The organism is Ferdinandcohnia sp. FSL W7-1320 (assembly GCF_038050315.1).
In the GTDB taxonomy this organism is placed as follows: Bacteria; Bacillota; Bacilli; order Bacillales; family Bacillaceae_L; genus Ferdinandcohnia; species Ferdinandcohnia aciditolerans.
Genome location: NZ_JBBPAM010000001.1, coordinates 4884349 through 4909278, shown reverse-complemented (window position 1 = coordinate 4909278; position 24930 = coordinate 4884349). Strand labels below are relative to the sequence as shown.

21 protein-coding genes are annotated in these 24930 nt (G+C 38.5%); 16 read left to right on the top strand and 5 right to left on the bottom strand.

Annotated features, from left to right (window positions below):
* Positions 1 to 15 precede the first annotated feature (15 nt).
* Both NST91_RS23625 and NST91_RS23620 read left to right on the top strand, forming a co-directional pair.
* Complete coding sequence (locus NST91_RS23625; RefSeq protein WP_165918107.1) at positions 16 to 162, top strand: hypothetical protein; 147 nt, start codon at positions 16 to 18, stop codon at positions 160 to 162.
* A 145-nt stretch (positions 163 to 307) separates the two neighbouring features.
* A complete protein-coding gene (locus tag NST91_RS23620) occupies positions 308 to 1756 on the top strand; it encodes a sodium:solute symporter family transporter (RefSeq protein WP_121445595.1) in 1449 nt (482 codons plus the stop codon).
* Between the two features lie 225 nt (positions 1757 to 1981).
* On the opposite strand, the gene NST91_RS23615 is transcribed toward NST91_RS23620, so the two are convergent.
* The 5 genes from NST91_RS23615 to NST91_RS23595 all read right to left on the bottom strand — a co-directional run bounded on the left by NST91_RS23615 (position 1982) and on the right by NST91_RS23595 (position 6597).
* The gene (locus NST91_RS23615) at positions 1982 to 2857 is read right to left on the bottom strand and encodes a M15 family metallopeptidase (RefSeq protein ID WP_341333594.1); all 876 of its coding nucleotides are present in this window, start codon (positions 2855 to 2857) and stop codon (positions 1982 to 1984) included.
* Between the two features lie 105 nt (positions 2858 to 2962).
* Positions 2963 to 3451, bottom strand: coding sequence for a hypothetical protein (locus NST91_RS23610; protein ID WP_341333111.1), 489 nt, complete (start codon positions 3449 to 3451; stop codon positions 2963 to 2965).
* A gap of 344 nt (positions 3452 to 3795) precedes the next feature.
* Positions 3796 to 5124: a LolA family protein gene (locus NST91_RS23605; RefSeq protein ID WP_341333110.1), complete on the bottom strand. Its 1329-nt coding sequence runs from the start codon at positions 5122 to 5124 to the stop codon at positions 3796 to 3798.
* 4 nt (positions 5125 to 5128) lie between these two features.
* On the bottom strand, positions 5129 to 5674 hold the full coding sequence (locus tag NST91_RS23600; protein ID WP_341333109.1) for an RNA polymerase sigma factor: 546 nt from the start codon (positions 5672 to 5674) through the stop codon (positions 5129 to 5131).
* Between the two features lie 437 nt (positions 5675 to 6111).
* A complete protein-coding gene (locus NST91_RS23595) occupies positions 6112 to 6597 on the bottom strand; it encodes a DUF2062 domain-containing protein (protein ID WP_341333108.1) in 486 nt (161 codons plus the stop codon).
* A 267-nt stretch (positions 6598 to 6864) separates the two neighbouring features.
* Here NST91_RS23595 and NST91_RS23590 point away from each other — a divergent pair, with 267 nt between their 5' ends.
* The 14 genes from NST91_RS23590 to NST91_RS23525 all read left to right on the top strand — a co-directional run bounded on the left by NST91_RS23590 (position 6865) and on the right by NST91_RS23525 (position 24922).
* On the top strand, positions 6865 to 7839 hold the full coding sequence (locus NST91_RS23590) for an SIS domain-containing protein (RefSeq protein ID WP_341333107.1): 975 nt from the start codon (positions 6865 to 6867) through the stop codon (positions 7837 to 7839).
* A gap of 211 nt (positions 7840 to 8050) precedes the next feature.
* Positions 8051 to 9322: an ABC transporter substrate-binding protein gene (locus NST91_RS23585; protein WP_341333106.1), complete on the top strand. Its 1272-nt coding sequence runs from the start codon at positions 8051 to 8053 to the stop codon at positions 9320 to 9322.
* 129 nt (positions 9323 to 9451) lie between these two features.
* Positions 9452 to 10336, top strand: coding sequence for a carbohydrate ABC transporter permease (locus tag NST91_RS23580; RefSeq protein WP_341333105.1), 885 nt, complete (start codon positions 9452 to 9454; stop codon positions 10334 to 10336).
* A 1-nt stretch (position 10337) separates the two neighbouring features.
* Positions 10338 to 11192, top strand: coding sequence for a carbohydrate ABC transporter permease (locus tag NST91_RS23575; RefSeq protein ID WP_341333104.1), 855 nt, complete (start codon positions 10338 to 10340; stop codon positions 11190 to 11192).
* 17 nt (positions 11193 to 11209) lie between these two features.
* Positions 11210 to 12028, top strand: a complete 819-nt coding sequence (locus NST91_RS23570; RefSeq protein WP_341333103.1) for a PfkB family carbohydrate kinase — start codon at positions 11210 to 11212, stop codon at positions 12026 to 12028.
* A 118-nt stretch (positions 12029 to 12146) separates the two neighbouring features.
* Entirely contained in the window at positions 12147 to 12893 is a 747-nt protein-coding gene (locus NST91_RS23565) for a GntR family transcriptional regulator (protein ID WP_341333102.1), read from the top strand.
* Between the two features lie 309 nt (positions 12894 to 13202).
* Entirely contained in the window at positions 13203 to 13727 is a 525-nt protein-coding gene (locus tag NST91_RS23560) for a type 1 glutamine amidotransferase domain-containing protein (protein WP_341333101.1), read from the top strand.
* A 422-nt stretch (positions 13728 to 14149) separates the two neighbouring features.
* Positions 14150 to 15634, top strand: a complete 1485-nt coding sequence (locus tag NST91_RS23555; RefSeq protein WP_341333100.1) for a helix-turn-helix domain-containing protein — start codon at positions 14150 to 14152, stop codon at positions 15632 to 15634.
* A gap of 290 nt (positions 15635 to 15924) precedes the next feature.
* The gene (locus tag NST91_RS23550) at positions 15925 to 17505 is read left to right on the top strand and encodes a BCCT family transporter (protein ID WP_121445837.1); all 1581 of its coding nucleotides are present in this window, start codon (positions 15925 to 15927) and stop codon (positions 17503 to 17505) included.
* Between the two features lie 40 nt (positions 17506 to 17545).
* Complete coding sequence (locus NST91_RS23545) at positions 17546 to 19069, top strand: HAL/PAL/TAL family ammonia-lyase (RefSeq protein ID WP_341333099.1); 1524 nt, start codon at positions 17546 to 17548, stop codon at positions 19067 to 19069.
* A 61-nt stretch (positions 19070 to 19130) separates the two neighbouring features.
* A complete protein-coding gene (gene hutU / locus NST91_RS23540) occupies positions 19131 to 20804 on the top strand; it encodes a urocanate hydratase (RefSeq protein WP_341333098.1) in 1674 nt (557 codons plus the stop codon).
* Position 20805: 1 nt separating this feature from the next.
* Positions 20806 to 22095: an imidazolonepropionase gene (hutI, locus tag NST91_RS23535; protein ID WP_341333097.1), complete on the top strand. Its 1290-nt coding sequence runs from the start codon at positions 20806 to 20808 to the stop codon at positions 22093 to 22095.
* The gene (locus tag NST91_RS23530; protein WP_341333096.1) at positions 22067 to 23050 is read left to right on the top strand and encodes an agmatinase family protein; all 984 of its coding nucleotides are present in this window, start codon (positions 22067 to 22069) and stop codon (positions 23048 to 23050) included. The genes hutI and NST91_RS23530 overlap by 29 nt, the downstream gene beginning before the upstream one ends.
* Positions 23051 to 24169: 1119 nt before the next feature.
* A complete protein-coding gene (locus NST91_RS23525) occupies positions 24170 to 24922 on the top strand; it encodes a glucosamine-6-phosphate deaminase (RefSeq protein ID WP_341333095.1) in 753 nt (250 codons plus the stop codon).
* The last annotated feature ends 8 nt before the right edge of the window (positions 24923 to 24930 follow it).

Genomic DNA, 24930 nt, shown 5'->3' with positions numbered 1-24930 from the left:
AAAGGAGAGATGAACATGAGTAAATTAGATAACCAACTACAACCAGGAGAGTCTGAGATGGATCAAGTCGAGGCACCTCCATTAAAGGTTATCGGATTATTTCTTGGACTTACGATTGTAGCTATTTTATATGTGGGCTTATGGTCAGTGATTTTATCGTAGAGCGAAATATTAATTATTGAGAGGAGACAAATTGTGGTGGCAAGAGCGGGACCGAGTGTACTTCGAGCAGGTGCTGTATAGTCATCCAAAGTACTCATTTTAGCTACCACAACTACTCCACTCAAAAGAAAAGGGGGATATAAAAATGGGATTAGCCATTATTTTGTTTGTTGTGTATTTCGGAGCTATGCTCGCCATTGGACCCATTGCTGCCAAACGAATGAAAAAGAGAGATTCTAGTGACTTTATTTTGGCAGGAAGGGCTGTACCAATGTGGTTAGTCGTTGGGGGAATTGTAGCCACGCTCATTAACTCTGCTACTCTATTAGGTTACGGTGGATCTGGGTACTCGCTAGGCATATCTGGGTATTTTGCGAGTTTAGGATTCTTAGTTATTTTAATGTGGTCAGGGTATTGGTTTATTCCTCGTTTGAGAAGAGCGAACATTACCACCATTCCAGAATTGTTTGAGAAGTTTTTCGGATGGCCGCACCGAGTGGTAGCTGTTATACTTGTTGTCTGTCGTGACCTTGGAGTAACAGCAGGGTCTGCCATAGGGATGGCGGTTGTTTTTAAAACAGTATTTGATATACCTCTTGATGTAGCATTGCTTATTACCTTAGGTGTTACACTTGCTTTTACTGTTTTAGGTGGAATGTGGGCGGTAATGATTACAGACACGATTCAAGCAGCAATGATACTAATCGGTACAACACTTATGATTCCATTAGGAATTGCGTATATCGGAGGTTGGGATGCATTTGTAAATCTAATTCCGGATACACATACTAACGTATTGAATGCTGGAATGTCTCAAACTGTGGGCTGGATTATTTCTGGAGCGTTAACGTGTGCGGGTTATCAAACAATGCTCCAACGTGGTTTGTCAGCTGAAAGTGATGAGGTAGCTAAGAAATCATTTTTCTACGGTGGAATTACAGCGATTGTTTGGTATATGGTTCCATTCATTACAGGGATTCTCGCCCTTGTTATTTTCCCAGACATCTTACCATCCGACGCCTTCTTGCAGATGACAACCTTGTTTGGAAGTTTTGGTAGTATTATCTTTGCCATTATTATTGTCGCTTCCTGTATCTCAACATTGAGCTCTACCATCTTAACGACTGCGTCTAATATATCATTAGATATTTACAAGCGTTTAATTAATCCTAATGCAACTGATCGCCAAATATTAAATGTAACGAAGGTATCGGTTGTTGTAGTAGCGATAATCGGTACACTCATCGGTAGGTCGATACCATACATTTTGGAGTTACTACTAACAGGTGGACGAATCATGGCAGCATCGCTAGCTCCTGTATTACTAGCCATTGTCTTTTGGAAAGCGTCTAGGACGGCCTATTATTCTTCAATAATTGCCATGATTTTAGGTGCAATAACTACAATATACGGAATTATTTTGGGTAACAGTGCTGCATCAAGTGGAGAAGGTGGTGTCGTATTCGTCTGGGCACTCGACCCAGTTCTAATGGGGCTCCCTGTCACACTCCTAGTCTTAATTATCGGCACCTTCATTGAAAATCGCTATAAAGCAAACAAAGCACTCAACGAAGACATTGCATTAGGGGAATAGTTCACAGTGACGCCCCGAGTTTTTTCGAAAAATCAGCTGGTTGAAACTTGTTGTGGGAAAGAGGTACAGGCTTAGCTTTCATAGGTTCAGAAAAGGTATCACAAACATAAAAAATAGTAGTGCAGACCAAGGCATTGGGTAACACTACTATTTTTTTATTTAGTTGAAGTGAATCTTGGGTCGTACACATAGAATGCTTCTAATTTAGAATGAATCAGGAAATCACTACCGATACCTCGTCACAATAACCCCATCCACGTTATTCCCAGAAACCTCATATTGAGAAAGAATTGGTTCTACGATTTCAAGTGTGTCTGAAACAGGGTGGTAGGAGATGTAATAGTCTGTTTCGCCAACCGTTGTCATCACGCTCTTTTCTTTTTTTAAATAATCTATGTATTCCTCCAGCACGAAATTTTTTTCCTTCATAAGCGCACTGTGGGGCAAGCCTACATAACGGAAGTGCCAAGGCTCATATTCAATTCCGGTAATATCTGTTTTGTCCCTTGGATACCGGAGAATAAATCCGTATTTCCATGCGTTTTCTCCCATCCATTTTCCTTCAGGGGCATTTTCCATTTTCATCATGGTCGAACCAACATCGAGTGATAATCCTAGATTATGCTCGCTATAACCTGGTGGCAAGGCGTAACTAGATCCCATCTCTTTATAGAGTTTTGCTTGTTCCTCAAAGTCACGAAACCCACTATTCACCGAAAAGTGAACCAGCCCATCCTTTTTTGCAGCCTCTATCATCTTTGAGAATTCGAGTCCCGCCTCTTTTGATATAGAAATAGTATCAACGCTCGTCCCGAATTGTTGCCCCAGTTCCGCTATTTCAGATAATGGGGCAATATCTCCTTTTATACTCGATTGTTTTATCGGGTAGGTATTGTTGGCTAATAGTAAGTCACCTTGGAAAATCTGATTCTCGTTTATGTTGATGGTTTTGATCTTCTTTACGGGAGGCTCTCTTTTCATCATATTGGAAATGGTTTTTACTTCTGACTGTGATTCTTTATTTTGAAGGAATGGACTGAAAATCATAAAAGCCGCAACAACTGTAATAATCAAGACCGCAGTCCATATCCATTTTTTTATTCGTTGCAATTTTTTTCACCTCCTAAGAAAGTCACAGTGACGCTCCGATTCTCCCCGAAGTTTGTCGAAGATTTGTGCGTTTTCTTTGCTTTACTAACAGTGATATCACTTCACTCTGATGATTAATCTCCATTTGTCACCGAACTTTTCAAATTGAATCACATGATGTTCTTTTTCATAAAGAAAGATGTTGCCTGCTTGCGTAGGTTCGCCCATTAGTTCGAGGATTTGTTCTTTGGTGTAATCGAGTTCGACATGAACGGAATAGATTTCTTTCATTTCATCTTCGTTGATAACAAATCGTTGATTATCAATGATGTAGGAGTAAGTTTGGATATCCTCGTAGTCGTGATGTTCATGAGGTGTTCCCCACGCTTCTTCAATGTCGCTCATCACAACATCTTTTGCGACTTTCAAAGGGGTGCCTTTTAAACTTCCATTTTCTAATTCTTTGATACTTTCTTCATCTAAGTTAAATACACTATGATTTGGAAGAGGTTCTTTCTCCTTTTTCTTTATAATTTCTTCCGATTGGCAACCTGTTAGGAAAATGAAAAACAAGACTGAAACAAACAAAATATAGGCTTTTCTCAATGCTTATCACTCCTTATAAAATGGATAAGAACGCCTTTTCATTCTATGCTACTTCCTTCTTCCTTACAAATAAAGATATCCGAAATACAAGAAAAAAACTGTCTAACTAAGACAGTTTTTCCAATTAACAATAAGTAACTTTTTAGCATCTATAGCTCTCAGCTTTCTATTTGCCAACCATAGCGTCTATTCTTTGGGGTCGTATCCTACAACCGTCCATATTCCAGTAGAATCTTGTCTGACTAACCTCTTTAGGTAAACTCTTTTTATAGGAGTATTCTTTCCAGTTACTTCAACTATGGCATCTTTTCCTGTGTTTTCAACGACTTTTAAGTCGCTTTCTGTTATTGGATATTCACATCACCATCTGTCATTTTTTCTGTAAAATCAGCTAATCCATCTAACGTCGTATTTCCAATTATCGTAAACTCTAGATCTTTTTCCTGCCATCGAATAGAGTGAAGGTCAGTTGTACTAGCATACGGAATGGAGCCTACAAGGATTCCATGATCCGCTATAGGAGACAGAATCTCTGCAGTTTGATTCTCGATTTTACCTAAAATGGCATTAGAATCAGGAGTGAATTCATCGGTAGCCTTTCCTTGAATGACAGTAATTAATGTGTCTTGAGTAGGATTCATATAATAAAGCTTCAAAGTCTCATGATCTGTTAAGATAGCAATCCTCTCTAATGAAAAGCCAGCTGGATTTCCACGTGGTAATCGAGGTGTAAAGTCGACATATTCCTTAACTTCCATCCAATTATTTAAAACTTGCTCACCATCTGACCCGATTTCTTCATAGTCGCTTGGAACATTGTATGTCAGTAATTCATCTGGAATCTGTTCAGTAACTTCCAAATCAGTGAATGTTATTTTGTATTGAAGAGCATTGTACATCGTCGTTTCTTTTTGGATCGGTAGATTTGTAGCACGATCAATCCAAATCCGATAAGGCTCTCCACCTTGTGGAACGACTTCCATAATAGTGGCTTCACGACCATCAACCGATTCTTCCCCAATAATCTTAGTCGATAGTGCATTTTTCACTTCTTCAATCTCACGTCCAAGTTCAAATGTAAAACGATACGTATCAGGAAATGGTGCGAATAGATGAACTTGCTCCTGATCAGGCACAATTTGCCATTTCTTTTCCCCATTATTTACTGTAACTAAGTCTTTATGCGCGCCTTTCAATCCCTCCGTATAATAGTCGCCATTTTGATTTGCCCATACTTTTAATGTTGACTGTGTGACCGAATCCCCATTCGCATTGGTTTCGACGATTGTAAGATTCCCATGATATGCTTTTACTTCTTGAAAAGCTTCTTCCATGGCGTGAACGATGTTGGCGTTGTTAGTAAGAGGCAAGAAGAAATTCAGTGCAATTGCTAAGAACAGTACGGCTGCGATACTTGCCACGCTTGTAACCCATAAACGTTTTTTCCTGTATGATGTTTTCTTTTTTGGTCTGTTCCTTTTAATAGATTTTACTAATGTTTTCTCATAATCTGTCCGTGGCATACTTGGCTCTTTTAGGCTACGAATTTTCCTTACAGTATCGTAAAGTTCATTTAGTTCTTCATTGTTTGTTGGATTTTCATGTGCATCTGGTTTTTGCTCTGCATTTAAATCATCTATATAATCAGATAGTTTTCTATGATTGTCGTTCATTCATTTATTCCTCCTTTTCCTGTGCATTAAGGATTTCAGAAAGTTTTTGGATGGCCCGATACTGTATTACACGTATGTTTGCTTCTGTTTTTTTCATCAATTTAGCTGTATCCGCTACGGAATATCCTTGTAGAATTCTTAATTCGATAATGGTGCGCTGCTCTTTCTTCAGTTGAGTTAATGCTTTTTCAATAACCATCCTCTGTGCACTCAATTCGGTAGCATCATCTATGGCACTTTCCAGTGGGTTTATCATTTCGAGATTAACGTGTGTGCCTCTCCGCTTTTTTTTGCGCCATACATCACGAAGCAAATTTAATGCCACACTTCTCAAATAACCACTATATTTTTCTGGTTGAATGCCTCCCTTTTGTAAAAAGGGGAGGGCCTTTGCATACGTTTCTTGCGTAATATCTTCGGCTTCCTCACGATTTTGAACTTTATAATATATATATCGATATACTTTTTCCCATGTCGCAGAACAAATCTCCTCAATGGAATTCAAGTCAGCATCGTGTCCTTTTTTCCTTGCATGTTTGTTGTCGGACATAAGACGTAACTCCTTTTTCCCTGGCCAGGTTTCTCATACTAATAAAAACGTCATACAAGGCTAAAACGTTACATTTTTTTTTTGCCCTCACAGTGATGCCTTGGAGGGACAGAGGGACAGGTCCCTCGTCCCAGAACCAAGTGTTAAAGAATATTACGGTACTATTACTTCACTTTGACCTGTACTAATTGTAAAATTTCATTTCAAACAAACGTTTGATTAGCGGTCTAACACAACAGTACCAAGCACTTTCAATTTCAATCAAACGCTTGATTGGACGACTTTTTGGGTGGAGTAGAAATGCTGTTATAGTGGTGAAACGAGGTGAATTACTATTCTGATTCTTGGGGCTAGACCCCAAACATCAAATAGATGAAAGGAGATGTATGTGAAGTGTTTGGGGAGGAAAGCCTAGCTTTCTAGAACCACAGGAGCGGTCAGTGAAACTTCCCTCTGATCATACGTAATAAACCTTTACGGTACATTTTAAATAGAAATTTCACGATGAAATAAGAGAATATGGAGAAAAGAACGGTATTAATAAAAGCCCCTTCTAGAAATGTAAATCCTTTTGAAAAAAAGCTATTTACTCCATCTAACGTATGTTCCAGAGCATCTGCGTAGTCAACATCCTCGAGTTCATCTACTCTCGTACTCCTATCTAAAAGAAGATTACCAACTTTATAATTTAATAAAAATAACGCGGGCCACAAGGGAGACCCAATCACACCACCTACAAAGGCTGCCACTGTATTCGCCCTAACTAATTTTGCTAGGCCGACCGAGAGAATCACGCCAAGTCCAAAAGTAGGATACCAATTTGGTATAAAACCCAATGTAAAACCTAACGCCACCTGATGAGGGCTATCGTTAACTCTAAGTAAACGCACAAGATTATATTTAACTTTTCGGCCTAATTTCATATTGATCACGCCTCCAATTGCTCAAGACAAACACTTTATCCAGCAATGCTTGTTGTGTGTCTAGTGTATCATACGCTAAACACTTTAATGAGGACAAGTATAAAAGGGAGAGAGACGAGAGGGGCGTAGTGGGACAAGGGACCTGTCCCTGTGACCCACTTCAAAAAAGTAACAGAAAATTTAAAAAGTATTTGACTTTCGATATTGGAGGTTATATATTTTTATTAAGACATCATATGATGTTATATAAAAGCGGAGGTGCTAGAAATGAAACAAGAACATGTTAAGCAAATTTCTGATGTAGTAAAAGCGGTAAAGGAAATCGAGGTTAAGAATTTTTATTTTGTAGCCTGTGGAGGTTCAATGGCTTCACTAGGGACGGGAGATTACTTTGTAGATCGTGAACTTGATATACCAACTAGACTCTATACATCAAATGAATTTGTTCACAGTGCTCCAAAGGGACTAGGAAAAGGTAGTGTGGTTATCCTACGTTCGCATTCTGGTACTACACCTGAAACGGTAGAAGCTGCGAGATTTGCTAGGGAACAAGGTGCATTAACAATTGCCATTTCTATGGAGGTTGAATCTCCACTTTGCAAAGCGGCTGAATACACCATACATTACAACTATAAAGATGGTTCGAATGCAATTGATGGAGAAGTTGGAATCTATTTCAGTCTTATCTTTCATCTTTTACAAGCGCTTTCCCCGAACGAAAAATATGAAAGAGTGCTAAAACAGTTAGAGAATTTAGAAACACTTTTAGATATAAATAAAAAACAAACGATTGATCGTGCATTTGAGTGGGGCAAGGAAAATAAGAGAGAAAAACTAATTTATACCATGGGAAGTGGTGTATACTTTCACCAAGCCTATTCCTTTACTAGCTGCTTATTAATGGAGATGCTATGGATTCATTCAAATGCTATTCACGCTGGGGAGTACTTCCATGGACCATTCGAAATCACGGATGATAATGTACCGTTCCTAATTGTGAAAGGTGAAGGAGCCAATCGCCCATTGGATGAAAGAGCAATCACGTTTGCTCAAAAGTTTAGTAAAAATATAGAGGTTGTTGATGTGGCAGAGTTGGATTTCACGGGTGTAGATAAGGACCTTAAAGAATACTTTGGACCAGCCATTGTGGGTGCTGTATTACGCCAATATGCGGACGGTCTAGCTGAATACACAGGTCACCCACTTTCAGTACGTAGGTATATGTGGAAAATGGAATATTAATTAGTGCGGTATGAGAGTTTTGTAGGATAATAGATTGCTAGCATTCTGATTAAATACACCTGTGATTCATAGGAGTAGTTCCTTGTGAGACATTACAATCGTGGTCATACATACCGAACGACGATAGGTATGACTGGAATAGACAGCTAATGAACTCACTCCTGTCTCAAATTATCTGAATAGATAAATAATTAAAAGGGAGTGAATATAGATGAAAAAGTTTCTGTCACTTATAGCCATTTTACTTATTCTAGTTCCGGTAGTAGCAGCTTGCTCTGATTCTTCTTCTACAAAAGAAGCAGAAGGAGATAAGGTCGTGATTGACTTTTTTCATAGATGGCCAAACGAACCTCGTAAATCTTTTTATGATGAAAAAATTAAAGAGTTTGAGGCTGCTCATCCAAATGTCAAAATCAATGTTGATGCTGTCTTAAATGATTCCTATAAGGAAAAAATTAGAGTCCTTGTTTCAAACGATGACCTTCCAGATGTTTTCACATCTTGGTCTGATTCATTTGCTATGAATCTTGTATCTTCCGAACGAATTATGGCTTTGGACGAGATCATTAAAGAGGATACGGAATGGTCTGGAAAGATTATTGAATCCCAATTTTCAGGTTTCACTTTTGATGATGAAACGTACGGTATTCCATTTACGATTGATGGAAAAGCATTTTTCTACAATACAAAGATTTTTGAGGAACATAATCTCAAAGCACCTACAACCTATGATGAACTAATTGATGTATTAGATGCCCTGCAAGCAGCTGGTTATGAAACGCCACTTGTGGAAGGATTAACAAATGGTTGGGCAATCTCTCATTATTTAGGAACCATTTTTCAACGGGTATTAGACCCTGCCGTAACTGCTACTGATTATGTGGACGATTCAGGAGAATTTACTGATCCCGGTTATATCCGTGGTTTAGAAATCTTTAAAGAACTCACATCTTACATGGGCGACGTTTCAACTGCGATTGACCATGAAGCTGCACGTAATATGTTTGGTAATGAAGAAGTTCCGATTGTATACATGCAATTTGCTGAAATCAAAATGGTAGAAGAAATGGGTCTATCAGACATTGGTTTCTTTGACTTCCCTGCGATTGAGGGTGGAAAAGGGGATTCTAAAGCTTTAACAGGTGCACCAGAAGGTTGGATGTTAAGTAAAAACGCACCAAAAGAGGCAGTGGAATTCTTGAAATTCCTAACATCTGAGGAAACGGCGTATGATTTTACAAAAACAGATGGTCAGTTGAATGCAATTAAAGGAGCTGTGGATGCTGAAAATACTTCCGAGACAAGGATGGCAGCATATGATATCGTTCTTAACGCAAGCGCAACTGCTCCATGGTTCGATAATGCAGTCAATATTAATATTGCAGATATCTTTATGAGAGGCGGACAATCGTTAGCAACTGGTGATGCAACACCTGAAGATATCATGAAAGAAGTTCAATCTGAAGCAGCTAAATTAAAATAGTAAACGCCTTTATATTGAAACTTAAGATTCAGTATCATTATTCTGAATCTTAAGTTTCACTTCAAATAGTAGATAAAATGATTCTTTAGAGAATATTCCAGGCTAATTTGATTGTTGGGGGTGAAGCGTATGTTAAGAAAGAGAAGTATATTGATCCCTGTACTCTTCTTACTACCGAGTATTGTTTTTCTTACCACTTTTGTCTATTTTCCTCTCGTTCAAAATTTCTACAATAGCTTCTTCGACTTTTCTGTTTTTTCACAAAAGAAGACTTTTGTAGGGTTTGAGAACTTTAAAAATTTAATAGGTGACAAAGTCGTTCTTACCGCGATTGGTAACAACTTCAAATATATGATCATTTCCGTTATTCTACAGGTCGGGTTTGCACTAGTGTTGGCGTATATCTTAGAGGATAAAATCTTTCGAAAAGCTGCTCCTATTTTGAGAGTCATCTATTTTATGCCGGTAATGGTGTCTATTTCTGTAATCGCATTGCTTTTTGGGTTTATTTATAATCCACAAATGGGTATTTTAAATAGTTTCTTAGAATTAATTGGTTTAACAGAATGGGCCAAGCCTTGGTTGGGTAATTCTAGTACAGCAATATATGCAGTTATTGCAATGTCTCAATGGCAAAGTATTGGTTTTATCATGATGCTATTTATTGTGGCGATTCAGAAAATACCTCAAGAATTATATGAAGCTGCTGATATTGATGGGGCGGGGAAAATTCGCAAATTTATAAGTGTTACTGTTCCCCAAGTTAGGGAGACTATTTTCGTTAACACCCTCATCACGGTAACAGGGTCGATGCTTGTATTTAACGAACCATACATTTTAACAAACGGTGGTCCCGGTTTTAGTTCCATCACGATGTCTGTTCATATGTATCAACAAGGTTTTGTGAAGGATAATATGGGGTACGCCTCGACGATTGCGATTGTTATTTTTATGATTACGGCCATTCTTGCAGTTATCCAAATACGATTGTCGCGTACAGGAAAGGGTGATTAACATGGGGAATATAGTAAAATCCACTCGTAAGTACCAGAGATTCGGTCTTGGTGAACTTTTTATCACAATCGGATTAATTGTATATGCGGTTATTATCCTTTATCCCCTTTTCTGGATGGTTATTTCCTCTATGAAAAGCTATAAAGAAATCTATAATAATGTCTGGGGATTTCCAAGTACGTGGCTCGTTGAAAACTATGCAACCGCTTGGTCGAAGGGAATATCAAGCTATTTCGTAAATAGCATTTTTGTTACAGCAATAACAGTGATTTCGGTCGTGTTGATTGGGTCAATGGCGGCATTTGTATTAGCAAGATATCGGACAAAGTTGATCGATTTTGCCTTGATTTTTATCATCGGGGGTATGATGATGAACCCAGAGGTTGCCTTGATACCGTTGTTTAATATACTTAGTAGTTTGGAATTAATCAATACGCACTGGGCACTCATTTTTACGTATATTTCCTACCGGCTTCCATTGGCGGTTTTACTACTACGAGCTTATTTCTTGAGTATACCTCGTGAACTAGAAGAATCAGCGATAATCGATGGATGCAGTGAATTTGGAATTTATCGGAGAATCTATCTTCCAATGTCTGTACCAATTATCATTACTGTTATAGTATTAACTTCATACTATGCATGGAATGAATTCTTATTTGCTACCATTTTTATCGAATCAAACGACTTAAAGACGATTCCTTCAGGGTTGATGAACTTCCGAGATGCGTTACGTACGGATTGGGGTGTTCTTCTAGCAGGTATGGTTATGTCTGCTGCTCCAATGGTTTTACTGCTTATTTTCCTTCAAAAATATCTAGTAAGAGGGCTATCTGAGGGTTCTGTAAAAGGTTAATAGAAAGGTGAGTTATGATGAAACTAATCGCAATTGGTGATAATGTAGTAGATTGTTATTTGGATCAGGGGCTATACTACCCAGGTGGAAATGCTGTTAATGTTGCAGTAAATGGCAAGCGCTCAGGTGCAGAAGAGGTAGGCTATATTGGTGTTTTTGCAACAGATGATAAAGCCCAACATCTTAAAGCAGTTCTTACGAAGGAGGGTATTCGCTACCACCGCTCAAGAGTGGTAGAGGGTAAAAGTGGGCAACCACGTGTCAACCTAACAGAAGAAGGCGACCGAGTTTTCGTATTTAGCCCGAAGGATACTGTTCAACATCTCGTTAAAATAAGGCTAGTAGAGGGAGATTATGACTATATAAAATCCTTTGATGTATGCCATACAAGCTGCTATTCATGGCTTGAGGACGAGTTACCAACTCTTTCAAAACAAATCGATGTCTCTTTTGACTTCTCTGAAAATAGAGACCCAGAATACTTACAGAAGGTCTGCCCGCACATTTCCATCGGCTTCTTCTCAGGAGCAGACTTACGTGATGAAGAAATCGAGAATCTTCTTGCAACACTAGATGGGTATAATCTGAAAGTAGTTGGAATCACGAGAGGTTCCAAACCAGCGATCTTCGCGCATAATGGCAAGCTCTATAAACAAGAGATACTAAAGACAGAAGTCGTGGACACGATGGGAGCGGGAGACAGCTTTATCGCTGCATTCTTAACTTCCTTTTACAATCATAATAGTATGGAAGATTCTTTATATGCCGCAGCTCAAAGTGCAAGTACTACCTGTACATTTTACGGTGGTTTCGGTTATCCGAATAAATTGGAGTAGGTATAGGGTAAAAAAAATGAAAGGTCTTGGCTTGGTCAAAAAGTCTAGTATATGTTTGAAAGACCATTCAACATTAGGTATATTTAAGTTGTAGGAATATTTGTAAAAGAGGTAGCTTATGAAAAATGACAAATCCGTTAGTTCAGAGAGTCGCGTCCTATTATATGAACAAGTCATGCTTGGAATCAAAGATATGATTGCTAATGGAGAAATCAAGCCAGGACAAAAATTACCAAATGAACAAGAACTATGTACTCTGTTTGATACAAGCAGAATTACCGTCCGTAGAGCTTTAAAAGAGCTTGAGAACGAAGGAGTCATTGAAATTCTGCATGGAAAGGGTACCTTTGTCAAAAGTATCAAGCAATCCCTTCATATCTTAAATCTAAAAGGATTTACTGAAGGGCTTTCGGCACAGGAAGAGAACAATTTTTCAAAAAAGATTATCTCCAATAAAATCATCACCGCAGATCGTCATTTGATGGAAATCTTCAATCGGAACGAAACTTTTGAAGTCGTCGAGTTAGTACGTATCGTACATGATGTAAACGGTGTCTTTAGTCTTGATTATGCATATCTTCCAAACGACATCTATAAGGGAATTTCCGAAAAAATTAAAGATAACATCTCAACCTTTCAACTCATTCATAACGACTATGGCATCGAATTCAAACGAGTAAAGAAAAACATAGAAGTCGTCATGCCAACAAGCGAATTAAGTCATTTAATGGACATCACAAGAATTGATCCATTGGTCCAAGTCACAAAAGTGATACAAGGCGAAAACGACCAACCCGTGCACTACTCCAAATACTACCTACTCGCCAGCCGCGTCAACTTCTACATCGACATTGGCATGGACTAAATAGACACGGAAGTGGGACAGAGGGACAGGTCCCTCGTCCCACTTCATATCTGATTTATAAGAAATTATACTAGAGTACTAATAGCTCGATAGTGCAGTAACCTGTACTAATCGAGCTATTTTTGTATATACCGATTTCAAACAAACGTTTGTTTGAATTTTTACTATTGAAGAATAGGAAGAAGGGACTCACCAAACCTTTATATTATACATTTCTTCGCTTTGACCCTATATAAAACCTCCTCGGTTTAAGATAGCCTTTTGAAATGGTACAATGAATGAAACTAGAAATGAAAGGATGGTTATGTAATGCGATTAAAGGGAAAAAAGATTATAGGTCTTGTTCACCACGACTTTGAAGATCTAGAACTATGGTACCCCGTTATGAGGTTGAGAGAAGAAGGGGCTATTGTGGACCTTGTTGGTGAAGAGGCGAATCAGAAATATATCGGGAAGTACGGTGTTCCTGCCGTTTCCGAATTTGCGTATAGTGATATAAAAGCAGACGATTACGATGCGATTTTAGTGCCAGGAGGATGGGCGCCAGATAAAATTCGTAGGTTTCCTGAGGTATTATCGATGCTTCAGCAAATGAACGATGCCGAAAAGCCGATCGGACAAATTTGTCATGCAGGTTGGGTATTAATCTCAGCTAAGATTCTGGAAGGGAAAAAAGTAACGAGTACTCCAGGAATTAAGGATGACATGGAAAATGCAGGTGCAACTTGGTATGACGAACCTGTTGTGACGGATGGACATCTCGTTTCAAGTCGCCGCCCACCAGACCTTCCAGATTACATGAGAGAATTTATAAAAGTCCTCGAACAAAAATAGTGGGACAAGGGACCTGTCCCCGCGACCCACTATAATTTTTGAAAGCCTTGAGGGGCTTTTTTTTACGCAAAGAAATGTCAGTATAAATTATAGTAGAAAAACAATGGCTTGATTTTACAGTAATCTGTACTAATCGGGCCATTTTTGAATTCGTCGACTTTAAACAAACGCTTGTTTAACGGTTGAACTCAATGCTATCGGGAAACTTTCAATTCAATCAATCGTTTGTTTGAATTGGTTTTGTGAGGAAAAGGGACTCCTGGGTGAGACTGTTATACTGTTATATAAAAATCTTAGTATAGTAGAGGAGGCTCAGATTTCACTTTGCTATAATGTATTTAGGATGAGGACTCCAGTCAAGGTAGGATTGCCTTGATGTTAAGTATAGATGAGATTACTAATTTTAAGGAGTGAAGGAAACTATGAAAATAGTCATTGCAGAACGGGATTACAATGAAGGTGTTGCAATTGAATGGCTTATATCGACTTACTCGATCCCGATTAATAAAGTTTTCGTTACGAACACAGTAAAGGAAACAATGGCTGTGATTGAAAAAGAACTTCCTGAACTTCTGTATTTGGAATTAGATATGATACCGGCTGAGCATTGGTCACAAGTTAGACGGAGTGTGAAAAATTTTTCACCCAAAATTATTGCTGTTACAGCAGAAGCGACCTTTGAACGGGCAAAGCAGGCAATTGAATTAGGTAGTGTAGATTTACTTGTTAAACCACTCGATCCGGTAAAAATCAAGCAATGTCTAAGGATGGCATTGTCACTACATACAAGTCGAGAACCAATCCATACTTTTTCACCTAACAAGGATGAAGGCTATTCATATCAATCTATATTTTTAGATCAAGAACAAAATAATGGTGATATTTCAATAATGCTTTTACATGCCGAGAATAACAAAAAGATTTCGGATTTGCTACAATTTTTGACTTATTTTCCATTCAGGGATCATCCAACAATTCTACCCTTATCAGACATGGTTGTATGTTTGTTCAAAAATCCAACACAGCATACAAAAGAAGAAGCATCTAAAATCTTAAGGGAGTGGGAGGCTTCAAACATCGAACCTCTTGCTGCAGTCGTGATCCCGCCTAATAATGAAATGAAGTCTGTGTATGAAATGTATAAAGCGGCTAGAAGGCTGTTAGAAATGACGTTTTTTATTGGGTATCGTCAAGTCATTTTACCAAAAGAAGTTAATGAACACTGGCGTGAAATAGACCCCTTTTTAACCTCTGCTGAACAGCGGGAATGGGTAGAGATGCTAAACGGTTTTGATAAACATCGAATAAAAAGGTGGATGCATCAGGAGTTTTTACATATGGAAACGCCTTTTCCAAATCCGGAAAAATTAAGGACAAGGCTAACAAGCATCCTAGCGCAGATCAGAAGATTCATGAAAACCTATCAACTCGATCACGATGAAATGGAAGAATATTATATGAAAATATTTTCAGAGATTTTATTCAATCGTGTACTATATCGAATTGTTCAGGAAATCCTTTTGTTTTTATACGAATTACTTGATCGTGCTAAAACGGGTGAAGTGTTTTCAAAGAAAGATGTAATTGAAAGAGGCCTCCTTTATATCGAAAAGCATTATACTAATCCTGATTTAACATTAGAAGATGTTGCAGTAGCTGTCGGGAGGAGTACATCGTATTACAGCCACTTATTAATGAAAAAGCAGGGGATTTCGTTTCGTCAGTATTTAACAAATATACGTATTAATGAAGCAAAGCGCCTCCTTCATGATGGGCAGCTATCGATTAAAGAAATCGCATATCATGTTGGATTTCGAAATCCTAGTTATTTTACTCGGATATTTAAGGAAATGACCAAGATATCTCCTCGAGAATTTCGTATGCAAATAAGAGAGGATATGGAATAAACAATTCCTTTCTTTTTAAAAAAACGTAAATAATTATAATAATCGTAAATAATTATAAGTTTTTGGATATTTAAAGCCCATTTTATATAAAATTTCGAAAGAAAATATCATAATTCGAAAATGAATCACCTATTTCTATGAGGAAAAATTCGTTAAAATTTTCAGTATATTAGGATAAGGAATAATTATCTGTTAGGTCAACGAGCGCCTAGTATCTTAAGTCTAAGGGTTGTCCTTTCGTTTTTCGCTTCTTTATCTATTTGAAAATTATTAGTAGGGGGGAATCTATGATGTCATTGAAAACAGAAAATGATAAGGCTACTAAAATCGTTGTAGACAAAAAGCAATTGACGCGATTATCGGTTTTTGTACCGGCTTTTCTTGTTGTAGGTGGAGGGGCCATTCTCGGAATTGTGAACAATCAATTGTTGACGGATATTTCAATGAATGGGTTTGTAGGATCGTTACGCGGACTCGGTTGGCTTTATCAAATTATATCCATTGTTGCACTAATTCTTGTGGCAATCGTAACCTTTTCAAAGTTAGGTAACATTCGTTTAGGAGGTTCAGAGGCGAAACCTAAATATCCGTTTTCGGCATGGTTTGCAATGGCTTTGACTGGTGGAATAGCTACGGGAGTTATTACGTATGGAGTTAATGAACCAATCATATACTTTGGCAACATATATGGGGAAATGGAAAACACGGGAATCGAGCCAGGTACCTCTATGGCGGCCATTTATGCAATGGGACGTTCCCTATATAACTGGACATTCATTCCTTACGCAATGTATTCGCTGAGTGGATTAGTAGTTGCATATATGTATTTTAACCGTAAGCAATCATTGTCTGTTACAGGGACCTTAACGCCATTGTTTGGTGAAAAAATTACAAAGGGAATTTGGCCAGGGATTATTGATACATTATCTGTGTTGGCAATCGCGCTTGGCTTAGCTTCCTCGCTTGGAGCTGGTTTAGCTTTAGTAGGTTCAGGTATTGAGACGTTCTATGGTATCAAGCAAGGACCTATCGTTTGGCTCGTACTGGTTTTTGTCATAACTTTAATGTTTACGCTTTCAGCCTTGAATGGTTTAGACAAAGGGATTCGCAGAATGGCGAACATCAATACAACTGTATTCTACGTCATTTTAGTAGCACTTATCATTATTGGTCCAACCCTTTATATTTTACAAACGACTACGGCAGGTTTTTCACACTGGCTCCAAAATTTTTGGGGTTGGGGTCTTGATCCGGGAATCATTGGTGGAGAAGCACTTGTTATGTGGTGGACATTATATGATTGGGCGATTTGGATTGCCTACGCACCATTAATGGGGATATTTCTTGCAGTCATTTCATATGGAAGAACGATTCGACAGTTCATGTTAATCAATTGGATCCTACCGGCTGTATTTAGTATTGTTTGGTTCGGTGTTTTCGGTGGGACAGCCCTACATTGGCAACAAAACAATACAGTCGATCTCGTTTCAACCATTAAAGAAAGTGGAGCTGTTGCCGGTTTATGGGCCTTTTTAGCCAATCTACCTTTGGGAGCAATTATTATTCCTGTGGTGATGATCGCATTAATCCTTTCATTTGCAACAGCAGCAGATTCAATGGTTCGTTCAATTGCAACGTTATGTACTGTGAATATTCGTTTTGATGAAGAACCGGCAAAATGGAAAATGCTAGTATGGGCGATTTCAATTGCTATTATTGCTTACGTAATGGTTGCATTTGCAGGAGGGGAACAAGGGGTAGATGGTGTTAAATACCTTGCTGCGCTAGGTGGTTCTGCTGTTTTATTCATTTTTGTACTTCAAGTTTGTTCAGCAATCAAAATGTTCTTTTTCGATAAAATTGAAAAATAATCTTGATTAAGGAAATAGAAAAGTTAATGGAGGCAACAAGATGAAAAAAGTAGTATTAGGTCATGAAATTACATTAGATGTGTTCGTCTCCATAGCGCGTTTTGGTACTCAAGTTGAGTTTTCGGACGAATACAGAAGGCGGGTAGAAAAGTCCTGTCAGCTCGTAAACAAGTGGATTGATGAAGAACGGATTATGTACGGGGTCAATACGGGCTTTGGCGCTCTATCCACAAAAATTATTTCTGCCGATCAAACGAAGGTTTTGCAAAGGAATATTCTTTTGTCTCACGCTACATCAGTTGGTGAACCACTAGAAGAGGAAAGTGTCAGGGCTATTATGCTAATGGTGTTACAAAATTTAGGCCAAGGGTATTCGGGGGTCCGACTCAAGACGTTGGAAATGTACCGAGAATTTTTAAACCGTGGTGTCATCCCCTTCGCACCTCGTGAAGGTTCCGTTGGATATCTAAGTGTTGAAGCTCATATCGCCTTGGTTCTGCTAGGGGAAGGAAAGGCCTATGTAGATGGTGAGTTATTGCCATCACAAGAAGCCCTTCAAAAAGTAGGATTAGAGCCAATTGAACTTTCCGCAAAAGAAGGATTAGCGTTAATTAGTGGTACAACTAGTCCAACTGCTATTGGAGCCTTAGCTTTGTATGACATGTTACAAGCTGTTATGGCAGCAGATATCATCGGGGCAATGTCATTAGAAGTATTAAGGGGAACCACACGTGCATTTGACGATCGTTTGATGAAAGTCAGACCTCACCCACATCAAAAAAACACAGCTACAAATGTAAGAATGATCTTAGAGGACTCGGTACTTGCAAAACAGTCGATTAATCACCGTTTACAAGATGCCTTATCTTTACGTGCCATTCCGCAGCTTCATGGAGCTGCCAAAAAAACACTTTTTGATGCTTTGAATACTTTTGAAATAGAAATGAATGCATGTAGTGACAACCCAGTATTATGGCCAGATGAGGTAGATGGTGGTGCCATTTCAGGAAGTAATTGCGATTCATCCTACGTAGGCATTGAATTGGACTCAGCTTGTATTGCAGTAACTGCATTAGCGAAAATGTCTGAACGCAGGAACTATCGGATTATCAATCAACATCTTTCAGGATTCCCCCCATTCCTTGTTCAGAATGCGGGTCTTAATTCAGGGTTAATGATTCCACAGTACTCTCAAGCAGGGTTACTAAATGATATGAAATTATTATCCACACCTGCAACAGTTGACAGTATTCCTACATGTGCAGATCAAGAGGATTATGTAGCCATGGGTTATAACTCGGCGAAAAAGGCACGAGAAATAGCAAGAAAACTGGAATATATTTTAGCGATTGAGCTTTTGGCAATATATAATGCACATCAATTTGTTGAAAGTAATTTGACTCCCGGCTCAGCTTCAACAGCTGTGCTAGAACGTATTGAACAATCCATACCAAAAATGGACGAAGATACATATCTTTACCCTTATTTAGAAATCTTGAAGGAATTTATACATTCGGGAGAGATTATTTCAGTGGTTGAAGAGAAGGTTGGTAAGCTGCTCTAACGTTTAAAAAATATGAACGAAACTAAATCACTATGTTTTTATATCAAAGGAGGCCATCGAGATGGAACAAACAAAAACTCAAAAAGTAATTCGATATCGTGGAACTGAATTAAATACGAAAGGTTGGCTGCAAGAAGCTGCTCTTCGTATGTTAATGAATAATTTAGATCATGAGGTTGCAGAAAAGCCAGAGGACTTAGTTGTTTATGGTGGAATTGGAAAAGCGGCACGTAACTGGGATTGTTTTGATGCCATCGTCAAGTCGTTAAAAGAATTGGAAAATGATGAAACATTATTGGTTCAATCAGGGAAACCAGTTGCTATTTTTAAATCTCACCCAGATGCACCACGAGTACTTATAGCGAATTCCAATATTGTCCCTGCCTATGCAAATTGGGAAACATTCCATCAACTCGACCAAAAAGGGCTTATGATGTATGGCCAAATGACTGCGGGAAGTTGGATTTATATTGGTTCTCAAGGAATTGTACAAGGAACATACGAAACATTTGCAGAGATAGGGAAGCAACATTTTGGTGGCACACTTAAAAACACGATTACAGTAACTGCGGGTCTAGGAGGAATGGGCGGTGCTCAACCTCTTGCTGTGACAATGAATGGCGGAGTATGTATCGGTATTGATGTTGATGAAACTCGAATTGATCGAAGAATTGAAACCCGATATACAGATATAAAAACAGATTCATTAGATGAAGCCATTCGTATTGCTATTGAGGCGAAATTAACAGGAAAAGCATTATCAATTGGACTAATAGGAAACGCATCAGATATTCTTCCGGAGATGCTTGAAAAAGGATTTATTCCAGATATCGTTACAGACCAAACATCTGCGCATGATCCTTTAAACGGGTATGTACCATCACGCATGTCCCTTGAAGAAGCAGCACTGTTACGAAAAAATAATCCAACCCAATATGTGAAGGAATCTAAGGCTTCAATGGCTAAGCATGTAAAGGCGATGCTTGTAATGATGGAGAAAGGCGCAGTTACATTTGATTATGGAAACAATATTCGCCAAGTTGCCAAGGACGAAGGTGTAGAAAACGCTTTTGACTTCCCTGGATTTGTCCCAGCCTATATCCGACCTCAATTTTGTGAAGGAAAAGGGCCTTTTAGATGGGTTGCACTTTCAGGAGATCCAGAAGATATCTATAAACTAGATGAAGTAATCTTACGTGAGTTCAGTGACAATGACCATTTATGTAATTGGATCCGTATGGCCCAGGAAAAAATCCAGTTTCAAGGATTACCTTCCAGAATATGCTGGTTAGGATATGGAGAAAGAGCGCGTTTCGGTAAAATTATTAATGAAATGGTAGCAAATGGCGAATTAAAGGCTCCAATTGTAATTGGACGTGATCATCTTGACTCAGGCTCTGTAGCATCACCAAATAGGGAAACAGAGGCAATGAAAGATGGCTCTGATGTCGTAGCGGATTGGCCGATCTTAAATGCAATGATCAATGCTGTTGGTGGGGCAACATGGGTGTCCCTTCACCATGGTGGTGGAGTTGGAATGGGATATTCGCTCCACTCAGGAATTGTAATTGTTGCGGACGGAACGAAAGAAGCGGAAGCACGTATTGAACGCGTTCTAACTACAGATCCAGGAATGGGTGTAGTACGCCATGCAGACGCTGGCTACGAGCTAGCGAAGAAAACGGCACGTGAAAGAGGAGTAAACATTCCGATGTTAGAAATGGAGAGTAAATAAAATGGGAAATCCGATTTGGATTAAAAATATTGGACAGCTGGCAACGCTTGTATCCGAAGAGGCAGGTCCCCGTTCAAAGGAAGCCATGTCTCAATTAGGAATAATTGAAGATGGGAGCCTATGGATCGAAGACGGAATGATTAAAGGGGTAGGTTCGACTCAAGAAGTGGAACAGAATTTTAAAACTAGAATAGAAACGGCTGAAGTAATTGATGCATCTGGTTACTTGGTGACGCCCGGATTAATTGATCCCCATACACATGTTGCTTTTGGTGGAAGCCGTGAGCGTGAATTTGAAATGCGTCTTGAAGGTGTCTCTTATATGGAGATTATGAATGAGGGTGGTGGAATTCATGCAACCACCCGTATGACCCGACAGGCCACAGAAGAGGAGATAATCACTCAAACAAAGAAGCGCTTAGATTCCTTTTTACAGCATGGTGTCACAACAGTCGAGGGAAAAAGTGGTTACGGTATGGACATTGAAACCGAGCTAAAGCAACTTCGAATCATGAAAGAACTACAAGAAACACATCCGATTGACCTTGTTCCAACTTTCATGGGAGCACATGCAGTTCCACCCGAGTACAAAGGGAGAGAGGAAGAGTTTGTTGATTATGTAATTAATGAAATGCTTCCAATTGTGGCAGAGGAGCAATTAGCGGAATTTAATGATGTCTTTTGTGAAAAGGATGTTTTCACGCCTGAGCAATCAGAACGAATTTTAGAAGCAGGGAAAAAATACGGATTGATTCCGAAAATACATGCAGATGAGATTGTATCATATGGCGGGGCGGAATTAGCAGCCAAGGTTGGTGCCATTTCAGCGGAACATTTGTTGAAGGCCTCTGAAAATGGAATAAAAGAAATGGCCAAAGCTGGAACAATTGCTTGCTTACTACCAGCAACCGCTTTGTATTTACGAGAAGAAGCAGCAGATGGAAGAAAAATGATTGATGAAGGTGTAGCTGTTGCGATTTCTACTGATTGTAATCCAGGATCTTCCCCGACTACATCGATGCCGCTTGTGATGAACTTGGCCTGTATCTCTATGCGAATGACACCTGCAGAAGCATTAACGGCTGCAACGTATAATGCAGCATGTGCAATTAATCGTCAACATCAAATAGGTTCGCTAGAAATCGGGAAGCAAGCAGATGTGGTGTTATGGAATGTGAAGAACTATCAGGAATTACAATATTTGTTTGGTGTTAACCATGTAAAGGCCGTCTGGAAAAAAGGTGTAAAGGTGGTAGGTAACTATGAGCAAACAGTGGCTACAACCACCTGAATGGCTTTGGAATGTGAATACAGATGACCCGATCTATGTTCACCAGTGGGTCAAACAAATTAATCATATGGAGGAAAAACCGGATCTTCTTCTATATGGTGCACCGATTTCACGTTCTTCAATTAGTGTATCAGGTGCATCCTTATACCCAACGGAATTTCGGCGGATATGGAAAGGCTTTTCCACTTATAACATTGATGAGGATATTGATTTAGTAGATTACAAGGTTGCAGATGCAGGGGATATCGTGATGCATACTACTGACATTCCCTTATCCCACCAACGAATACAAGAAGTCACGAGTTACTTAGCATCATCCTATCCTAATACGATCACCTCAATGATTGGCGGTGACCATTCCATAACAGCCTGTGCAGTAAGAGGGGTTAAGGAAGCTTTTCCAGGTGAGTCCATTGGAATCCTGCAACTTGATACCCATCTGGATGTACGTGATCCGGCTGAATTAGGACCTGCAAACGGAACTCCAATAAGACAATTGGTGGATGGTTCAACCGTCCGAGGAGAAGATATCATCAATATAGGTTTGCATGGCTATTTTAATACAAGACCACTGGTTACATACGCCAAAGAACATTCTATTCAAATGGTAACGTTGAAAGAAGCTCGCAAAGCGGGATTTGTTCAAACTGTAAAAGAAGCACTTAACAAGTTATCGGAAAAAGTGGACCGGGTGTATGTAACAGTTGATATGGATGTACTCGATATATCGGTTGCCCCAGGGGTACCTGCTTCCACACCAGGAGGCTTATCTACCACTGAGTTGTTTGATTCTTTGATAGAGATTGGTAGACATTCTTCTGTTCGTCATATTGACTTTGTTTGCTTAGATCCAAGTAAGGATTCTGCTGTATCAGAAACGGTTAAAACCGGAGTCTATGCATGGTTACAATTTGTGACAGGACTGGTTTGCCGTGATGAAAGTGGTAGTGTTTAAGTTTAAAACAACACATATTTATATTTAAGAAAAAGTTTATCTAGTTCAATTCAGTTCATCGCCTATTGGTGATGGACTTTTTTGTTAACTTTTAGAATTTCTAAGATGAATAGATCGGTATGAATAACATTTTGACGGTCCCGTTACACCAGAGAATAAAATGCAAAAGATTAAAATGGTAACCTATATGGTTGCCGTTTTTTAGTAAGTTTTGAATCTTAACCAATCAAGAGATTTGATCACATTTCAACATGAGAATAAGGCACACTAAAAAAAATCCAGTTTATTTACTGGATTCAGGGTTAGTTAATTCCGAGTTATTCTTTTCGAAGAATTTCTGAAAAGCATAATTCAAAAGAGAAAATGAGTAGAAAATTAAAAAGATGATTTTAGAATTAAACTTTTTTAGTTTATAATGACCGATCTTTTGAAAAAAAGCGTTTAAGGGAAAGGCAAAAATGATATCCATGATTAAATTGCTTAATGCATAGAGCGAAAATTTCCCATAAGTAAAATGAAACACCCACAGATTAATTGTAAAAAAGGGACCAAATATAAAGGCTAAGGCATCAAATATCATGTATTTGGTACCTCCTTTAACCTTCCACCAGTTAAAAATTGGATTTAAGAGTGTTTGTATTAACAAAAGACACGAACAAAATAAAGTAACTGGCAAAAATCTTTTAAACGATTTTTTTGGAAGAAAGTATATAACTATAGCCCATAAGACAATTGCATTTGCAATTCTAAAAAAATTTGCTATCAACATAACCACCCTACTATTTTTTATTAGAATGTGTTATTCAAACATTTTTAATCTGGAAAGAACAGGAAAAATTGAAATGTTTCTCCCTATCCTAGAAAAGTTTCTAGAAATTCGCCTGAAACCGAACGTGGTAACTAATAAAACTTTTATCAATTTTTATTTTAAAAACTAGGAATAACATACGGAAATTCAACGTATTTTAAAACATCTAGGAAGAAAGTATCACAGTTTCCGAAAAAAAATATGTTGAAAGCGTTGTCACAGACTTTCGAACGTGCTATTATTTAATCAATATTTAGATAATTAACAATATTAAAAAGAAATCGATTTCTAAAACGGATGGAGGAATTAATATGAATGTAAAAATACTAGAAACTCCTGAGAAACTTGGAAAAGAGGCTGCGGCTCAAGCAGCGGAAGTGTTAAATCGAGCTATTAAGGAAAAGGGTTGTGCTAGACTTGCGCTTTCTACCGGTGCTTCCCAGTTTGAAACCATCAATCATCTGATAAGGATGGAGGTTGATTGGAGTAAGGTTGAAATGTTCCATCTCGATGAATATGTGAATCTGCCTGAATCCCACAAAGCCAGCTTCAGAAAGTATCTGAAAGAAAGATTTGTAGATTTTGTATCCCTAAAGAAAGCCCATTTTGTAGATGGAGAAGGCGATTATCAAGAAAAGGTCGAAGAGCTATCCAAAGAAATAAGAAAAGAACCAATTGACCTAGGATTAATTGGTATTGGTGAAAATGCCCATGTTGCTTTTAATGATCCTCCAGCTGATTTTGACACAAAGGACCCCTACATAATTGTAAACTTAGATGGAGATTGCAAAGCACAGCAAGTAAGAGAAGGATGGTTTGAGTCTGTAGAAAAAGTGCCAAATCAAGCCATTTCAATGTCAGTTCATCAAATTATGAGTTGTAAAACAATCATCTCCTGTGTACCTCACAAAGTTAAAGCAAAAGCAATCAAAGATGTTTTTGAAAAAGATGTAACTAACATGATTCCCGCAACCATTCTTAAAACCCACCCAGACATTACTCTATTTTTAGACGAACATTCTTCTTCCGAACTAAACAAAGAAAGCCTAAAACAATACCAATAACCATTTTT